This window comes from Streptomyces sp. NPDC088147 (assembly GCF_044741565.1).
In the GTDB taxonomy this organism is placed as follows: Bacteria; Actinomycetota; Actinomycetes; order Streptomycetales; family Streptomycetaceae; genus Streptomyces.
This window is the reverse complement of record NZ_JBIUSY010000004.1, coordinates 270,769-287,960: the sequence shown is the minus strand read 5'-3', so window position 1 is coordinate 287,960 and position 17,192 is coordinate 270,769. Positions and strand designations below refer to the sequence as shown.

General features: G+C 69.1%; 15 protein-coding genes. 3 read left to right on the top strand and 12 right to left on the bottom strand.

Features of this window, described 5'->3' with window-relative positions; genetic code table 11:
* Positions 1-23: 23 nt before the first annotated feature.
* On the bottom strand, positions 24-3,131 hold the full coding sequence (locus tag ACIOGX_RS16440) for an alpha-mannosidase (protein ID WP_401913795.1): 3,108 nt from the start codon (positions 3,129-3,131) through the stop codon (positions 24-26).
* Positions 3,132-3,360: 229 nt separating this feature from the next.
* Here ACIOGX_RS16440 and ACIOGX_RS16435 point away from each other — a divergent pair, with 229 nt between their 5' ends.
* The gene (locus ACIOGX_RS16435; RefSeq protein ID WP_193563969.1) at positions 3,361-3,753 is read left to right on the top strand and encodes an ATP-binding protein; all 393 of its coding nucleotides are present in this window, start codon (positions 3,361-3,363) and stop codon (positions 3,751-3,753) included.
* Positions 3,754-4,000: 247 nt separating this feature from the next.
* Here ACIOGX_RS16435 and ACIOGX_RS16430 read toward each other — a convergent pair whose 3' ends face one another.
* On the bottom strand, positions 4,001-5,059 hold the full coding sequence (locus ACIOGX_RS16430) for a DUF2637 domain-containing protein (RefSeq protein WP_356510372.1): 1,059 nt from the start codon (positions 5,057-5,059) through the stop codon (positions 4,001-4,003).
* A 210-nt stretch (positions 5,060-5,269) separates the two neighbouring features.
* A complete protein-coding gene (locus ACIOGX_RS16425) occupies positions 5,270-6,118 on the bottom strand; it encodes a (2Fe-2S)-binding protein (protein WP_356510370.1) in 849 nt (282 codons plus the stop codon).
* 121 nt (positions 6,119-6,239) lie between these two features.
* Between ACIOGX_RS16425 and ACIOGX_RS16420 the strand changes: the two genes are divergently transcribed.
* Positions 6,240-7,079, top strand: coding sequence for a GntR family transcriptional regulator (locus ACIOGX_RS16420; RefSeq protein ID WP_401913790.1), 840 nt, complete (start codon positions 6,240-6,242; stop codon positions 7,077-7,079).
* Between the two features lie 57 nt (positions 7,080-7,136).
* Here the strand turns inward: ACIOGX_RS16420 and ACIOGX_RS16415 are convergent, their stop codons facing one another.
* From ACIOGX_RS16415 to ACIOGX_RS16385, 7 genes are all read right to left on the bottom strand, one after another.
* Positions 7,137-7,904 (bottom strand): enoyl-CoA hydratase/isomerase family protein, encoded by a 768-nt coding sequence (locus ACIOGX_RS16415; protein WP_401913787.1) that lies wholly within the window; start codon positions 7,902-7,904, stop codon positions 7,137-7,139.
* A gap of 90 nt (positions 7,905-7,994) precedes the next feature.
* Entirely contained in the window at positions 7,995-9,128 is a 1,134-nt protein-coding gene (locus tag ACIOGX_RS16410; RefSeq protein WP_356510364.1) for a cytochrome P450, read from the bottom strand.
* 221 nt (positions 9,129-9,349) lie between these two features.
* Positions 9,350-10,720, bottom strand: coding sequence for a cytochrome P450 (locus ACIOGX_RS16405; RefSeq protein ID WP_356510362.1), 1,371 nt, complete (start codon positions 10,718-10,720; stop codon positions 9,350-9,352).
* A 9-nt stretch (positions 10,721-10,729) separates the two neighbouring features.
* The gene (locus ACIOGX_RS16400) at positions 10,730-11,320 is read right to left on the bottom strand and encodes an ATP/GTP-binding protein (RefSeq protein ID WP_356510360.1); all 591 of its coding nucleotides are present in this window, start codon (positions 11,318-11,320) and stop codon (positions 10,730-10,732) included.
* Positions 11,295-11,675, bottom strand: a complete 381-nt coding sequence (locus tag ACIOGX_RS16395) for a DUF742 domain-containing protein (RefSeq protein ID WP_356510358.1) — start codon at positions 11,673-11,675, stop codon at positions 11,295-11,297. Before ACIOGX_RS16395 ends, ACIOGX_RS16400 begins: the two co-directional genes overlap by 26 nt.
* Positions 11,672-12,082, bottom strand: a complete 411-nt coding sequence (locus ACIOGX_RS16390) for a roadblock/LC7 domain-containing protein (RefSeq protein ID WP_356510356.1) — start codon at positions 12,080-12,082, stop codon at positions 11,672-11,674. Before ACIOGX_RS16390 ends, ACIOGX_RS16395 begins: the two co-directional genes overlap by 4 nt.
* Positions 12,079-13,233: a sensor histidine kinase KdpD gene (locus ACIOGX_RS16385; protein ID WP_129768923.1), complete on the bottom strand. Its 1,155-nt coding sequence runs from the start codon at positions 13,231-13,233 to the stop codon at positions 12,079-12,081. Before ACIOGX_RS16385 ends, ACIOGX_RS16390 begins: the two co-directional genes overlap by 4 nt.
* A gap of 807 nt (positions 13,234-14,040) precedes the next feature.
* Between ACIOGX_RS16385 and fumC the strand changes: the two genes are divergently transcribed.
* Entirely contained in the window at positions 14,041-15,510 is a 1,470-nt protein-coding gene (gene fumC / locus ACIOGX_RS16380) for a class II fumarate hydratase (protein ID WP_401913781.1), read from the top strand.
* 20 nt (positions 15,511-15,530) lie between these two features.
* On the opposite strand, the gene ACIOGX_RS16375 is transcribed toward fumC, so the two are convergent.
* Positions 15,531-15,833 carry a hypothetical protein gene (locus tag ACIOGX_RS16375; protein ID WP_401913778.1) on the bottom strand — a complete coding sequence of 101 codons (303 nt, stop codon included), beginning with the start codon at positions 15,831-15,833 and terminating at the stop codon, positions 15,531-15,533.
* Positions 15,834-16,078: 245 nt separating this feature from the next.
* Positions 16,079-16,867 carry a hypothetical protein gene (locus tag ACIOGX_RS16370; RefSeq protein ID WP_129768926.1) on the bottom strand — a complete coding sequence of 263 codons (789 nt, stop codon included), beginning with the start codon at positions 16,865-16,867 and terminating at the stop codon, positions 16,079-16,081.
* Positions 16,868-17,192 lie beyond the last annotated feature (325 nt).

Here is a 17,192-nt window from a genome sequence, read left to right as displayed (position 1 = left end):
TGTGGCCCGGTTCGCCCTGAAGCTCAGGCGGGCGTGAGCCGCAGTGTCAGGATCTGGAACGGCCGCAGCCGCAGCCGCAGTCCCTCCTCGTCCGTCTCCGCGTCGTGCAGCGGCCGTTCCAGCAGATCCGTCACCCGCGCGCCGATCACCGGGAAGCCGACCCGCAGTGTCGCCTCCGCCCTGCCGCCGGCCGACTCGTAGAGCCGCACGATCACATCCCCGCTCCGGTCCTCGGCGAGCTTGACCGCCTCCACGGTCACCGCCGGGTGGTCGGCGTTCACCAGCGGCGGCTGCTCCGGCGCCGGTGCCACGCGCAGCGGCAGATTGAGCGCCAGGCCCTCCCGTACCGTCTCCTCCACCGTCCCGCCGGGCAGCAGCGCGTAGCGGAAGCGGTGCGTGCCCAGATCGGTCTCCGGGTCCGGGCTGTGCGGGGCGCGCAGCAGCGTCAGCCGTACCGTCGTGCCGAGCCCGTCCGGGTGCGGCGTCCGGGTCACATCGTGCCCGTACGTCGAGTCGTTGAGCACCGCGACGCCGTAACCGGGCTCCGCGACCCGCAGCCAGCGGTGCGCGCAGATCTCGAACCGGGCGGCGTCCCAGCCGGTGTTGTCGTGCGTCGCCCGGTGCACATGACCGAACTGCACCTCGGCGGTGGACCGTTCGGCGTGCACGTCGAGCGGGAACGCGGCCTTGAGGACCTTCTCCGACTCCTGCCAGTCGACCTCCGTGACGATATCGACCCGCCGGGTGTCGGCGGTGAGACCGATCTCCTGGGTGATCCGGGACGCCCCGAACGTCCGTACCACGCGTACCGTCGCCCTCAGCGGCCCCTCCTCGATCAGCTCGACGGAGTCGGCGGCGGTCAGATCGGTGTGCCGATGCCGGTAGTGCCGGTCGATGTCCCAGGCGTCCCACTGGTTGGGGTGGTCCGGGTGCAGCTGGAGCAGATTGCCCCGGCCGCCGGGCGCCAGCACCTCGCGGCCCGCGACGAGATCGCATACGGAGGCGAGCAGCCCGTCCGCGTCGATGACCACCTCCAGCCGCTGATCGCGCAGCACGAAGCCGCCGTCGGCCGGTACCGCCGTCACGGGGGCCGGGGCGAGCGTGGTGAACGTGCCCGGCGCCACCGCCCTGGCCAGGGCCGGGGCGAGCACCTCACCGTCGGCCAGCGGCTGTGTCACGACACCCTCCGCCACCTCGGAGGCGCGGGCCGCGACGACATCGCGGCGGGCGAACGGGGCCGCGTTCCACACCCCCACCGCGCTCCCGTCGCCGCCCAGCGCCGCCAGCGCCTCCCCGATGATGCCGTTCAGCTCGTCCCGTACCGCCGCGTAGGTCGCGCGCGCCTCCCGGTGCACCCAGGCGATCGACGAGCCCGGCAGGATGTCATGGAACTGGTGCAGCAGCACCGTCTTCCAGATCCGGTCCAGCTCCTCGTACGGATACGCGTACGAAGCGGCGCGGCCCCCCGAGTGCAGCGCCGCCGCCGTCGCCCACAACTCGGCCTCCCGCAGGAGATGTTCGGCGCGCCGGTTGCCCTGCTTGGTCTTGGCCTGCGTGGTGTACGTGGCGCGGTGCAGCTCCAGATACAGCTCGCCCGACCAGACCGGGGCCCGGTCGCCGTACTCCTCCTCGGCCGCCGCGAAGAACGCCGCCGGGTGCTCGATCTCGACCCGGGGCGAGCCCTCCAGGGACTTCAGCCGCCGTGCCCGCTCCATCATCTCCCGGGTGGGGCCGCCACCGCCGTCGCCCCAGCCGAACGGCACCAGCGAGCGGGACGCGCGCCCCTTCTCGGCGAAGTTCCGCTCCGCGTGGGCCAGTTCGCTGCCATGGAACTGAGAGTTGTACGTGTCGACCGGCGGGAAGTGGGTGAAGACCCGCGAACCGTCGATGCCCTCCCACCAGAAGGAGTGGTGCGGCATCTTGTTGGACTGGTTCCAGGAGAGCTTCTGGGTGAGGAACCACTTCACCCCCGCGAGCTTCGCCAGCTGCGGGAAGGCCGCCGTGTAGCCGAAGGAGTCGGGCAGCCAGATCTCCTCCGTCTCGACGCCCAGCTCCTCCTGGAAGAACCGCTTGCCGTGCACGATCTGCCGGGCCAGCGCCTCACCGCCCGGCATATTGGCGTCCGACTCCACCCACATGGAGCCCACCGGCGCCCATGTCCCGTCCGCCACCGCCTGCTTGATCCGCTCCCAGATGTGCGGCTGGTGGTCCCGCACCCACGCGTACTGCTGCGCCTGTGAGCAGGCGAAGACCAGCTCGGGGTAGTCGGCGGCGAGCGCCGTGACATTGGCGAAGGTCCGTGACGCCTTCCGTACGGTCTCCCGCAGCGGCCACAGCCAGGCCGAGTCGATATGCGCGTGCCCCGCCGCCGAGATCCGGTGGGCGCTCGGGGACGCGGGCCGGGAGAGCACCTCCGCCAGCTCGGCGCGCGCGGCGCCGGCCGTGCCCGCCACATCGTGCAGATCGAGCGCGTCGAGCATCGACTCCAGGGCGCGCAGGATCTCGTGGCGGCGTGAGCGGTCCGCGGGCAGCTCGCGCATCAGCTCCGTGAGCACCTCGACATCGAGGACCAGATGCCAGACCTCCTCGTCCAGGACGGCCAGGTCGGCGGCGGCGAAGCGGTAGAGCGGACGGTCGCCCGCGGTCAGTACGTCACCGAGGAGCGTCGGCTCGAAGTCGTGCAGGACGGCTGGGTTGGCCGCCGCCTCCAGCAGCAGCCGTACGGATTCGCCACCGGCCGCGGGCGCGGCGACCGGGATGTGCCGGTTGCGCGGATGGATCCCCTTGAGGGGGACGCCCGCGGCGTCGTACACCAGGCCCTCGGCCTGGAAACCGGGCCCCTCACCGGTGAACCCGGGGTCGATGACCACCTCGACCGGCCGCCCGGCCCAGGACTCGGGGACCACGCCCTCCAGCCGGAACCAGCTGGTGGACCAGGGAGAACCCCACTCCGTACCGGTCGCGAACGGCTCGTAGCCGCCCTGGAGCGCCTGCTCCACCGGCACGGGCTCGCCCGGCGCGTGCCAGACGGAGAGCGCGAGCGGCTCCCGGGCCGCGTACTGCGCGGGACGGATGAACTGGCGCAGCGCCCGTTCCAGCCGCCCTTCCACCAGGGATCGGTCGTCGTGCATCGGTGCTCCTCGCTCCTCGGGATCGGTTCGCACGGTTTCACTCCCCCCTCACTTCCCCGGGCAGTCCTCGCGCACCCGCCGCGCGCCCCGTGCCTCCGCTGCGGCGATCAGGTGATGAACACGATGAGTGGTCTATTCCGGGTGGGGAATGCATCTCCTGTACGCATACGAGCGTGGGGCGGGTCGGGACCATCGGGGAAAGGGACGTCATGACCGGGGGGACAGAGTGATGAGAGGTCTGCGGCGCAGAGTCGGGGGCGCCGATCTCGCGGCCGTCCCCGAAGTACGCCACGCGTTGCGGGAGATGCTGCGGCACTGGCAGGAGCGGGACTCCGCGGCGGTGGCCGAGCTGCTGATCAGCGAGCTGGTCACGAACGCACTGGTGCACACGGACGACGGCGCCGTGGTCACCGCGACCATCGCGGACTCCCGGCTGCGCGTGGAGGTACGGGACTTCGTGGCCGGGGTGCCGACGCCGCCCGCGCCGGAGCGGCCGGTGCCCGACGACGCCACGCACGGGCGGGGGCTCGCGCTGGTACGGAGCCTCGCGGACGACTGGGGGATACGGGCGAGGCCGGTGGGCAAGGTGGTGTGGTTCGAGCTCAACGGCGAGGCGGCGTAGGGCCGGTGAAGGGGAGCGCGCGATAAGCGAGTGAGCGGGGTGCGGGGGAGTGCGCGGTGTGGGGGAGAGAGTGGTGTGTGGGCGAGCGCGGTGTGGGGATAGCGCGGTGTGGGAGAGCGCGGTGAGGGAGGCAGGACGGGTGCGGGAGAGCGCGCGCCGGGACGAAACAGCGGACTGGCGTGACGGCTGTCCGTCACACCGGTCCGAGTGCTGTTCCCCCGAGGTCGCGTCGGCCGACCTGCCCGCGTCAGCCGAACTGCTTCTCCAGATCCTTGAGCTTGCGCTCCAGGGAGTCGAGCCTGGGCAGCGCCATGGTGTCGTCCTCCGCGGTCAGATCGACCGTACGGGGAGTCTCAGCGGCCTTCACGGGCTGAAGGGAGAGCCTGGAGTGCTGGTTCAGTTGGCCGGGCTCCACTATGGCAGGCTCCGCGGCGGCTTCGACGGCCGGCGGCGAGCCCGATCCCGAGTTCACGGCGGGAAGGGCCACCTGACGGCCGCCACGTGCCCGGCCCCAGGCCCGGTGCTGGCGGTTGAGCGCCTTGATCTGCGCCCGGTCCAGCTTCTCCTGCTCCCGCCTGCGGTGCCGGTTCTGCTCCTTCTGGCGACGGTCCTCGCGTACCTCGTCGACCGCCTCGTCCAGGGTACGGACGCCTTCCAGCAGCATCAGCGACCAGGCGCCGAAGGTCTCGCGGGGTGCCCGCAGCCACCGCACGATCCGGATCTGCGGCAGCGGGCGGGGGACGAGGCCCTGCTCGCGGAGTGCCGCGCGGCGGGTCTGCTTCAGCGCGCGGTCGAACAGGACCGCGGCCGAGAGGGACATGCCGGAGAAGAACTGCGGAGCGCCCTCGTGGCCGAGACCCGTGGGCGCGTGCACCCAGTTGAACCAGGCGGCGGCACCGGCGAACGTCCACACCAGCAGGCGCGAGCCGAGGGCCGCGTCGCCGTGGCTGGCCTCGCGCACCGCGAGCACGGAGCAGAACATCGCCGCTCCGTCGAGACCGAACGGGACGAGATACTCCCAGCCTCCGCTGAGACCGAGGTTCTCCTGGCCGAAGCCGACCAGGCCCTTGAACGAGAGCGCGGCGGCGACCGCCGCGCAGCAGAAGAGGAGCGCGTAGGAGGCGATGCCGTAGATGGCTTCCTTGCGCCTGCGCCGCTCCTCGCTGCGTTCCCACGAATCCTCGACGGGTGCGGGCTTGTCAGCCGCGCGCTTGCCGCGCGCGAACACCGCCACCGCCACCAGGATTCCGACGAGCAGGACGACGCCGGGAAGCAGCCAGTTCAGCGATATGTCAGTCAGTCGCATGCGGTGTTCCTTGCATCGCAGTAGGGCGTTTGGGACGCCATTTTGGCGGAAGTGCGGTGACGCTCAGGGGGTTTCGGGACAAGAGAACACCAACGAGGCGGTGCAGCACGTGAAGAGGCACGAACGGCTGACACTGCCGTTCGGCAGGTGGCTGTCATGTTCGATTAATATCACCCCTGCGGGTGGCGTGGGACCGAGGGTGACGCGGGGTCAGACGCTCGCGGCGAGCTTCCTGACCCGGTCGTTGTCGCAGGTACGCGGACAGGTGACGCAGGTGTCCTCGGGGCGCAGTGTGTAGAACAGGCAGCAACTGGCCCGGTCACGGGTCGGCAAAGATTCGCCGTCAGGTCCGGTCAGCTCGCGGAAACCCGCCGTACCGACATACGGCGCGGTCGTGCCCGGCATCAGCCGTTCCAGCTCCGCCATCGCGTACCGCTCCTCGCCCAGCAGATGGGCGATGTACCAGAGGCCCTCGACGATCTCGTCGGTCGCCATCCCCCACAGCGCCCGCCGGCCGCGCCGCATCCGCGGGGCGAAACCGTCGAGGACCGGTGCGAGATGGCCGGCGACGGCCTCCCGCACCTCGGCGCGCAGGGCCTCCTCGTCCGGGACGATCCGGGCGCCGGGCAGTGTCGCGGCCGGGTCGTCCGGCAGGCAGGCGAACTCATCGATCCGGACGGTCATCCGGCCCAGCGCCCGGTGGAAGGAGACGGTCTCGACGGGCAGGCGGGGCACCCTGCGGTGCAGGAACCAGGGCACGGTGATCAGCAGACAGGCCGGCCAGGCGTACCGGTGGAAGGCGAAGCCGGCGACCACATCGGGGCGCGCCTCCTGTCCGTAGTCCCGGCGCACCTGCTCCTCGTCCCAGGCGAGGAACGTATCGAGGGCCGCGCCCCCGGCCGCCAGATCCGCCGCGCTCACCCAGCCGCTCCCGGCGGGGGGCCGCTCACTCTCGGTGAGCTGGTCGATGCTCAGCGCGGGGAACACCTCGGCCAGACGGGCGTACGCGTCCGTCACGGGAGAGGCGAGGAGGCCGGGCAGCAGGGTGGGCAGGGTCATGCAGGGACCACCGAATCGGGATCGTTTGCAGGTAAGCCTTACCTTACCCGATGTGATCGAGGTTTGAACTGCGGCCCGGTCGGCCTATCGTGCACAGGCGAGGAGAAGGAGGTGGACAGGAATGGAGCAGGGCGAAGCGCGCGACGCGGCCGTGCCGCGGCCGTATGTGCCCGGGGCGCCGGCCCCCGGATCCCGGCAGGTGCCGGAGCAGGCGCGCGGCGAGCACACGCACAGTGAGCGGGAGGACGCCGGGGCCCCCGCGCACTCCCCGTCCCCTTCCCCGCCTCCGTCCTCGGCACCGTCCCCGCCCCCGTCCTCGCCCGCCTGCCCGTCCCCGCCGGTGCGTCGTCATTCCGTACGCGGCCAGATCCTCGACGCCCTGCGCACCGCGCTCGTCAGCGGTGAGCTGGCGCCCGGCGAGGTCTACTCCGCTCCCGTGCTCGGCGAGCGCTTCGGCGTCTCCGCCACCCCCGTACGCGAGGCCATGCAGCGGCTCGCGCTGGAGGGCGCCGTCGAGGTCGTGCTCAACCGCGGCTTTCGCGTCATCGAACGCAGCGCCCGTGAACTGGCCGAACTGGCCGAGGTGCGCGCGCTCCTCGAAGTGCCGGTGATGCTGCGGCTGGCCCGTACCGTACCCGCGGAACGGTGGGCGCGGCTGACCCCGTTGGCGGAGGCGACGGGCGCCGCGGCAGCCGTCGGGGACCGGGCGGCGTACGCGGAGTGCGACCGCGCCTTCCACCACGCGCTGCTCGCCCTCTCGGGCAACGAGCAACTGGTCATGGTGGCCGACGATTTGCACCGCCGTTCGCAGTGGCCGCTGGTCAGCGCCCCGGCCGTACGGCGTGCCGATCTGGTCGCGGACGCCGCGGAACACTCCGCGCTGCTCGACGCGTTGATGGCGCGCGACCTGCCGGTGGTGCAGTCGCTGATACGGGAGCACTTCACGGGCTCGGCCGGCTGACACCGCGCGGATTCCCCGCGGATCCCGTTGTGCGGATCCCGTTGTGCCACACCGGCGTCAGCGATGACGGGAGGCGGCCGCCGCCATGGTCAGTGCCGAGGTCATCAGCTCCGCGTCGAGCAGGGTGGTGTCCGCGAGACGGCTCGCGCCCCCGTACGCGTTCAGCATCACCTTGGCGGTACGCAGCGCGGCCGGGGACCGGCGGACCATCGGCCTGACCCACGCGTCGACAGCGTTGTCGAGCTCGGACACCGGGGCGACCTTGTGCAGGACGGACAGCTCCACCGCCGTCGCCGCGTCGAAATTGTCGCCGGTCAGCAGCAGCTCGCGGACCTTGGCGGCTCCCGCCTCCTGCATCAGCCTCGGCAGGGCCCCTCCCCAGGCCGGAGGCATACCCAGGGCGAGTTCGGGCATACGGAAACGGCAGTCGTCCGCCCCTGCCCGCAGATCGCAGAACACCGCGAGAGCGAGTCCCGCCCCGATGACGCCGCCGTGCAGGCGCGCGATGGTGACCACGTCGGCCGTCGCGAGCGCGTCGCAGACCCGGCGTGCCTTCTTGCCCAGGATGCGCAGACTCGCCCCACTGGGGTCCGCGGCCAGGAATTCGGCGAATTCCGCGCGATCTCCGCCGAGACTGAAGTCGTCTCCCGCGCCGGAGAGGATCAACACCCGTATTCCGGGGTCGTTCTGAAGGGTGCCCAGTACGGAGAGCAGTTCGTCCAGGAGCGTGCCGGAGACGGCATTGCCTGTCTCGGGGGAGTTCAACTCCACCTTCAGCACGGGCCCGTCCTGTATGACCCGGAGTGCCTTGAACTCGTCCACCACGCTGTTCCCTGTGTAGATGTCGGTTCTCAATGTGTCGCGTCGCCATGCGCCGCGTTGCGAATGTCGCGTCCCATTTGCCCTGACTACAGGTCAGGCTCTGGTCACCGGGAGTTCCGTCATCCGCCGGAAACCCACGCGGGGCGCCCAGACGGGATCCCCGTCGAGACGGAGATCGGGCAGCCGCCTCAGCAGGGACGTCAGCAGGGTCGTCGCCTCCAGCCGGGCGAGCGGGGCGCCGACGCAGTAGTGGATCCCGCCGCTGAAGCTGAGGTGCGCGGCCTTGCGCCGTACGTCGAAGAGCTCCGGCTCGGCGTGCTGCTCCGGGTCGTGGTTGGCGGCGCCGACGAGGAGATGCACCATCTGGTCCCGCTGGACATCCGCGCCGCCCAGGGTGGTGTCCTCCGCGGCGACCCTGCTGATCACATGGTTCGGCGAGTCATAGCGGAGCACCTCCTCGACGGCGCCCGGTATGTGCTCCGGATGCGTGCGCAGCCAGGCCAGCTGGCGCGGGTGCTTCAGCAGGAGCCACACCATGTGGCAGAGGAGCGTCGACGTCGTCTCCGGCGCGGCCAGGAGGAAGAGGAAGGAGAGGAAGTAGACGGCCTCGTCGACCGTCTCCTGGTCGGCTTCGAGATCGTCCCAGGTCCGCAGCCACTCCGAGATGGGATCGTCGCCCGGCGCGCGGCGGCGCTCGCGTATCACCGCCGTGAAGTACTCGCGCAATTGGGCGGTGGCGGCGTCCGACAGCGCGAGCTGACTCGGTGTCGGCAGCAATTCCTGCGAGTACACCTGATCGCGGGTGAGTGAGCGGAGCAAGTGGTAATCGGAGGGCGGTAGCCCGAGCCATTCGCCGATCGTGATGATGGGCAATTCGTCGCCGACGAGCGAACTGAAATCGGCTTGACCGCTCCGCAATGTATCGGTGAGCCGGTCGAGCAATCGCTCCGTGGCCTTCTCGACGGAATCCTTGGCATTCGCGAGGGATTTACGGTCGAAGGTGTTCCCGACCGACCGCCGCACCCTGGTGTGGTGCGGCGGATTCAGGGCGGGCAGTGTCTTTCCCATTTCCCGGGAAGAGGAGGCGTTCCAGCGGGTTGCCGCGCCCTGCCTGGCGCGCCACTCGCTGTCGGGAACCAGCCATGCCTTGTTCCTCAGCACCTGGTCGCAGAGGTTGAAGGAGGTCACCAGATGCCCGCCCCAGGGTGCGGGGATGACATCTCCCATCGCTCTGAGTTCTGCGTAGAGAGGCAATGGATTCGATTGGCCATTGGATGTACGCAGACGGGAGAATATGGAGACTACAGCGCGTCGATCTACTGACGAGGTAGTCAGGGAGGGCTCCACAGAGACTCCTTTTCAAGGCATCACGTAAGATTCGCCCACCCTGTCTACCCCTACGGTTGAACCTTCATGCGAAGGTAAAGGGCCGCGCTTTGTTGCGGATCTCACACCTTCCACCAGGCGAGGAATCCGCTCCAGAAGCTACCCTTCTGCGGCTTGTTCTGGGACTCCTGAGCGGGGGCATTTCCGGCAGTACGCCCGATGTTCGCCGGATACGGTACCGATTCCGACTTCTCTTTCCGAACCGGGGTGAAACGGGCCGGAAGCGCGCTGAGCGCGCGGTGGAACGGGCCGGGCCGGGAGAGCAGTGTGTCCGCGGGCACCGCCAGCTCGATGTCCGGCAGGCCGTTGAGCAGCTTCTCGATGGCCAGGACGGAGATGAGCAGCGCCGGGTCCTTCGCCGGGCAGGCGTGCGGGCCGGCGCCCCAGGCCAGATGCGCCCGCTTGCTGAGCGTCTGACGGCTCACGGACAGGCTCGGGTCGGTGTTGGCGGCGGCGAAGCTGATGAGCACGGGGTCACCGGCGTCCAGCTTGCTGCCGTTGAGGTCCACGTCGTACAGCGGGTAGTGCGCGGCGTAGTTGGCTATGGGGGTGCTGTTCCAGAGGACGTCGTTGATGGCGTCCTCGACCAGCAGGCCGGCCGAGTGCGGTCCGTCGGTGTACCTGTCGTCGGACAGCAGCACCCGCAGGGAGTTGGCGATCAGGTTCGACAGCGGCTCCGTGCCCGCACCGATGAGCAGCAGGATCTGATGGATCATCTCCTCGTCGGTGAGCCGGACCGGATGCTGCATCAGCCAGGAGGTCACGTCCTCGCCGGGCGTGGCCCGCTTGAGCGCGACCAGTTCGCTCAGCGCCTCCGTCAGGACCTCGTTCGCCTTCTCCGCGTCGATGCCGTCGAAGATGCCGGAGAGCCCGAAGACCAGCCGGTCACCGATCTCGGCCGGGCAGCCGAACAGGTCGTTGAAGACCAGCAGCGGCAGCACCTGCGCGTAGTCGCCGATCAGATCGGCCTTGCCCCGGCCGCTGAACTGGCTGATGAGGTACGAGGCCACGCGCTCGACGTGCCGGGTCACCCGGTGCGTGTCGATCTTGGCCAGGCTCTCCGTCACGGCCTGACGGAGCCTCAAGTGCTCCGCGCCGTCGGTGAACATCGGGTTCCGCCGGTACATCATCATCGGCAGGACCGGGCTGTCGAGAGGCACCCGCCCCTCGTTGAGCGCGCGCCAGCGGCGCGAGTCCCGCGCGAACGCCTCGGGGTTCTGGAGCACATGGAGCGCCGCCGCGTAGTCCGTGACGAGCGAGGCCTCCACCCCAGGGGCCAGCTCGACGGGCGCGGCCGGGCCGTACTGCCGCATGTGCTCGTAGAAGGCGTCCGGGTCGGCAGCGAACTCGGGACCGTACAGGGGCACACGCAAGCCGCTGTTGTGCGCCGGGCAGCCAGGTGGCGGAGCCTGGAATTCCGAATGAGATTGCATGCCGAACTCCTAGCGAAGGCGTGACTGGAGGTAGCGGACGAGGACGATGAGCGCGTTCGCTGATGACCGCTGGTCCCGCGCGTCACAATTGACGAGGGGCGTCTCCGGCAGCAGATCGAGCGCCTCTCGTATTTCCTCGTCCTGATGGGTCGCTGTGTCGTCGAATCGATTGACCGCTATGGTGTAGGGAATTCCGTAGTGTTCGACGAGGTCCATCACGGGGAAGGACTCTTCGAGACGCTCGGGATCCACCAGCACCAATGCCCCGAGTGCGCCCCGGGACATGTCTTCCCACACCTGGACGAATCTCTGCTGTCCAGGTGTGCCGAAGAGGTAGAGGACCAGCCTGTCGCTGAGCGTGAGGCGGCCGAAGTCCATGGCCACCGTCGTCGTGGTCTTGCCGGGCGTGCCTTTGAGGTCGTCGATTCCCTCGCCGGCCTGCGTCATCACTTCTTCGGTACGCAGCGGCGGGATCTCGGACATGGTCCCGATGAATGTCGTCTTGCCCACGGCGAAATGCCCGACCACCAGGATCTTCGCAGCGGTCTGCACCGACTCGCGCAGATAGACACCGTCATCCAAAGCGGGCTTGAAGACCATTCAGCACCTCCTCGAGTATCTGCCGGTCGACGAGTTTCGCGGCAGGTATCGGGGCGCGCGTGAAGAGATACCCCTCCTCCGTGAGGTCGGACAGCAGGATTTTGACGACACCCACGGGGAGATGAGAGTGTCCGACGATTTCGGCGACCGAGAGATAGCCACCCGAACACAACTCCAGCAGACGGCGCTTCTCAGGGTCGAGATTCGCCGCTCTGGGTACGTCCTCGGCCGCTGTGACCAGAGTGATCAAGGAAAACTCATGGTCACCGAGCAGGCTGCGGCCGTTGGTGATGACATACGGTCGCACTAATTGCGGCGCTATTGGTTCCTGATCCGGCTCATCTGTTGTGGTCATGCCTTGGTGTCAGCAATCTCGCGAGGGGGACTGGTCAGGGATTTGCCGAGCTGGCCGACGAGCTGCTGCATACGGAAGGTGATCTCGGCCATGTCGACGTCGGGCGACGCGGAAACGGCGAGATAGGCGCCCTCGCCGGCGGAGATGAGGAAGACCCAGCCGTGATCGAACTCCACCAGCGTCTGGCGCCAGTGCGGCCGGTTGTTCGGCGGTGCGCCGCAGAAGTCGGCGACCGTGCGGCTCAGCGACTGCATTCCGCTCATCGCCGCGGCGACGGTATCGGCGTGATCCTTGCCGACGTCCTTCGAGCGGGCCATGAGCAGGCCATCGGCCGAGACGAGGATCGCGTGCCGTGCTTCGGGTACTTCAAGGGCACTGTCAAGCATCCATGACAGATCGTAATTCACTGAGTCTCATGCCCTTCGCTGCTTGCGTTGGTGGTACGGCGGCCCGATTGCGTACCCCGCTGGAACGCGCCCATGACGGAGGCGGCTTGTTCGCTGGAGCGAGCCGGGGCGTCCGAACTGTCGGCGGTCGGCACGATGGATATCGCGCCTCTCCGCCGGCGTTTCGGGAGACCGCCGAATGTGGTCGAGGGAGCCACCGGGTTTTCCTCGGGCGGCATCGGGGAGGACGCTGCCACGGTGGGGAACTCCTTGGGCTCGGGCGTGGGCTTGGGCTCGGGCGCGCGCTCAGGCAGGGCGGTGAGGAGCTCGTCGGGGAGCAGCACCACCGCGCGCACACCGCCGTAGGGTGACGTGGAATCCACGGACACGGTGAAGCCGTAGCGAGCGGCGAGCACGCCGATCACGGTGAAGCCGAACTGCGGCGGATTGCCGAGACCGGAGACGCCGGGGGAGCGTTCGCTCGACAGGAGCTTGGCCGCCCTGGCCTTCTCCTCCTCGTTCATGCCGACACCGGCGTCGTCCACGATGATGCAGACGCCCTTGGGCACGGGCCGGATATTGATCTCGATCACTGTTTCCGGCGCCGAGTAACTGGTGGCGTTGTCCAGCAGTTCGGCGAGGGTGAGCGCGACCGGCTCGACGGCCCGGCTGACAATGGCGAAATTACTCTGGGCCCGGATCTCGACACGGGTGAAGTGGCGAATACGGCCCTTCGCGCTGCGGACCACGTCGTACAGCGAGGCCGGATCGCGCTGACGGCCGAGCCATCCGTCGCAGAGCACGGCGATGGACTGCGCACGCCGGGCGAACTGCGAATTCATGTGGTCGATGTCCAGGAGGTCCTGGAGAATCTGGAGTTCGCCGTACTTGTCCTGAAGTTTGGTGATGGCCAGCTGCTGTTCGCTGGCGAGACCCTGAAGCGTCCGCATGGCGGACTTCAGCGCCGTCTTGGTGGCTTCTTCCGCCCTGTCCTTGGCCTCTTCCACGGCCTCCGCGTAATGGTCCTCAAGGGTGGCGTAATGAGCCTTGAGCTCCTGTTTCTCCTTCCGTAGCTCGGCGATCGATTTTCTTCCGCGAATGATCGCGGTCGCGGCGACAGGAGTACCAGCGATCAGACCCCAAAGCGCTGGATCCTGGAAGTATTGCGTCATAAGACTCTCTTCGGGCGACTGGGCCACCAGGTACTGAATGTCTGGAGGGTACGTTCGAGTGATCTCGCGGTCACAGACATATCGCGGTCACTGATTATGGGACAGGTCGGCGCATGGTCGCCTGCCGGACTGCCTTGAAAGGCCCGGCTAATGGCATAGTTCTCCCCCGGGGGTGGCGGAATTCTGGGCCGATGCGCTGACTTTTCCTTTATGCCATAGCGGGTTTGGCACCGCTTGGCAAGCTTGGCGATCTTATCACCACACGATGGGGCGACGTCCATGTCGTTCTGTTCTGTATCTGGCATCTGACGGAAATTCAGCAAGGTTCCCCTTTTGGGCCTGTTGGTGCTCGTTCCTCGTTCGTCTCGGGCCGCCTCGGGCCGCAATTATTGCCCGCATTGTGGGTGATGTGTTCCTTTTGTTCTGCCGGTGGAGGTGTACCGGAGACGTCAACCCGGTGCGTTCATGGCGAGCAGGTGGTGAGGTGGTGCGGAGGCCGTAACGGTATGTGCGGCGGCCACGGCGGTTCGCCTCGGCCCAAAGCCGCGCTGTCGGCATGGAAACGGCTGCTCCAGGGCCTCCGGTGGCGCCCGCGGCGGAAAAGTCCAAGCATGGAATTAGGGGCGGGAAATGCGCGGAGTGACGAGCCCTGTCGGCTGGGTGACCCGGTCCGGGCCGTACAGGGAAGCCATGCGGCAGCCGGGCCTGTGACCACTGCCCGAAAAAGCGAGAAGCGAGAAGCGAAGCGGGATACGGAAGAGGAGAAGGACGAACAAGGACGAGAAGGACGAGTAAGGAGGCGTCGCCGTGACCACCCGTCATCAGAACGCCGAGGAAAAGCCGCCGAGGGTACGGGACGTGCCGATCGGCATCAACGCCACCGGCCACCGCCGCGAAACCGACTCGATGGGCGCCGTCGACGTGCCCGCCGACCGCTACTGGGGCGCCCAGACCCAGCGGTCCCTGATCCACTTCTCCATCGGGAACGACCGCATGCCCACGTCCGTCTACCACGCCTACGGCTACGTCAAGAAGGCCGCCGCACTCGTCAACGGACGCCAGGGCCGCCTGCCGAAGTGGAAGGCCGACCTGATCGCCCACGTGGCCGACGAGGTGATCCGCGGCGCCCTGGACGACCACTTCCCGTTGTACGTGTGGCAGACCGGCTCCGGCACCCAGAGCAATATGAACGTCAACGAGGTCATCGGCAACCGGGCGATCCAGCTTGTCGGCGGCACCCTCGGCTCCAAGACGCCGATCCACCCCAACGATCACGTCAACATGGGCCAGTCCTCCAACGACACCTTCCCCACCGCCATGCACATCGCCGCCGTACGGCAGATCGACGAGCACCTGCTCCCGAAAGTGAGGGAGCTACGGCAGGCGATGGACGCCAAGTCCCGTGACTGGTGGGAAATCGTCAAGATCGGACGCACCCACCTCGAGGACGCGGTCCCCCTGACCGTGGGCCAGGAGTGGTCCGGCTACGCCGCCCAGCTGTCCGGCGCCGTCGACCGCGTCGAAGCGACGCTGCCGGGCCTGTGGGAACTGGCCGTCGGCGGGACCGCGGTCGGTACCGGCCTCAACGCCCCCGAGGGCTTCGGCGGGCAAGTGGCCCAGGAGATCGCCGAGCTGACGGGCCGCCCGTTCCGCACCGCCGCCAACTCCTTCGCCGCACAGGGAAGTCTGGACGCCATCGTGGCGGCGTCGGCCGGGCTGCGGGCGCTGGCCGTACCGCTCATGAAAATCGCCAATGACCTGCGCTGGCTCGCCTCGGGCCCGCGCTGCGGCATCAGCGAACTCGCGCTGCCCGCGAACGAACCCGGCAGCTCCATCATGCCCGGCAAGGTCAACCCGACCCAGTGCGAGGCGATGGTCATGGTCTGCGTCCAGGTGCTCGCGGAGGACAGCGCCATCGCCTTCGCCGGCAGCCAGGGCAACTTCGAACTCAACGCCATGCGGCCCGTCGTCATCAACAACTTCCTGCACTCCGCCCGCATACTCGCGGACGCGTGCGAGAAGCTGCGCGTCTACTGCGTCGAGGGCGCCGGCCTGCACCGCGAGCAGATCGACACCTATCTCGCACGCTCCCTGATGCTCGTCACCGCGCTCTCCCCGGAGATCGGTTACGACAAGGCCGGCCGGATCGCCCACAAGGCCGACGACGAGGGGACCACACTGCGCGAAGCCGCCCTCGCCACCGGCTACATCACGGCACAGGACTTCGACCGCATCGTCGACCCCAGGAAGATGGTCAACCTCGATCCCGACCACTGACCCGCTGCCGGGGGACCCGGTCAGCGGGTGAACTTCACCGAAGCGAACGTGAGGAAGCCCTCCTCGCCGGGTTTGAGCCGGGTGGCGGTGCCCGCGCATCGCTTCGCGCTGTAGAAGGTCGCGACACGGTCGGTGGAGTTCTGCGGGTCCTGGGCGGTTCCGACGCTGTAGCACAGGCCGTCCGTGGGGTTCTCCAGGACGATCGCGCCGTACTCCGACGTATAGAAGAGCAGCCCCTCGGCCGCGTGGGCGTTGAGCGGGAAGCCGACACAGAGAACGGCGGCGGCGCCGGCGGTGACCAGGGTCCTTCCGAGACTCTTCACGGGACCTCTTTCTGTGCGTGTGCCCGTTCCCGCGCGCGTGGCGGGGAACAGGTGGAGGAGCCGGAGGTGGCGGTGGAGCGGGGGCAGTCTGGCCACCTCGTCACGCGCGTATGCGCCCCTTCACTCGGACAGCCGCTGCGGAAACGTCCCTTCCTCACCCGTTCGTGGGGCGGGCCGGTCTACACCGGGCCGGAGGGCTTCGTCCGGACCGCGGCGAGCGCGCTGCCGCGCGGCCTCCCCGTCACTCAGACCGCGGGGGCCGGCGACGCCGGAGGGGCGAGCTGGTCCGCGAGCCAGGTGGGGACGCCGCCCAGCAGCCGGAACAGGCGCCCGGCCTCTGCGCGCAGACGGGTCGCCTCCGGCTCCGGTTCCGCGTCGGCCAGGGCGGCGAGGGCCGGGGCCGTGCCCACCAGGTAGCCCAACTCCTCCCGGATACGCAGGGACTCGCCGAAGCCGTGCCGCGCCTCCGCCAACTCGCCCTCCCGCAGGGCCAGTCCGGCCAGATGGCGCCAGGTGAAGGAGAGCAGGAGCGTCTCGCCGTGCGCCGTGGCGGCGGCGTGGGCGCGGCGGTACGCGGCGCGCGCCGACTGCGGGGAGTCGGCGAGGTGTTCCGCGACCAGACCGCGCCGGAAGTCCAGCAGCGCGCGCCCGGGAGCCGTCGGATCCAGCAGCGCCGCCGCCCGCCCCAGCGCCGACCGCGCCTCGTCCGCCCGGTCGCGTACGCCGAGGACGGTCGAGGCGTAGGCGAGATGGCCGCGCTCGCACGCGGCGGCGCCCCGTTCGTGGTCCTCGCGCGCCGTGGCCTCCGCCGAGCGGAGCGCGTCCTCGGCCTCCGGCCAGCCGCCGCCCGTGAACAGACAGCGCTCGATGAGCAGCGAGGCCCGCTGGAGCGTCCGGGCCGGGACGGCGGAGTGCGGTGCGAGCAGAGCCGCTGCGTCGGTCCAACAGCCGCGCGAGCGCAGCCGCCATACCGCGGTCTGGAGAGGGTCGTCACCAGCGGTGGTTCCGGAACCAGACATGGCGGTATGCGCCACATTGCCCTCCCCGAGCGCGCCATTGTGCTGTTGAGTGTGGACGCATCTCAGCATGGATCGGCACGCCGGGCCAATAGGTCAGGTGAAAAATTTCACAATCACGTGGTCGTCGGCGGTGGCCGCGGGGCACGGGCGACCGGGGTGCGCGAGGCCGCCCACCGGGGCGCACCGGACCGCCGTGAGGGCTCTCACCTGGGACAACCGGCATGGCGGGAGACACGGCGGGCGCACCGCGGTCCGTCCTCGCGGCGGGAGAGGATCTTCTCGTGACCGATCCGGGTGATGGCGGTCAACCACCCGTCCCCTGGCACCCGGTGACCCGGCG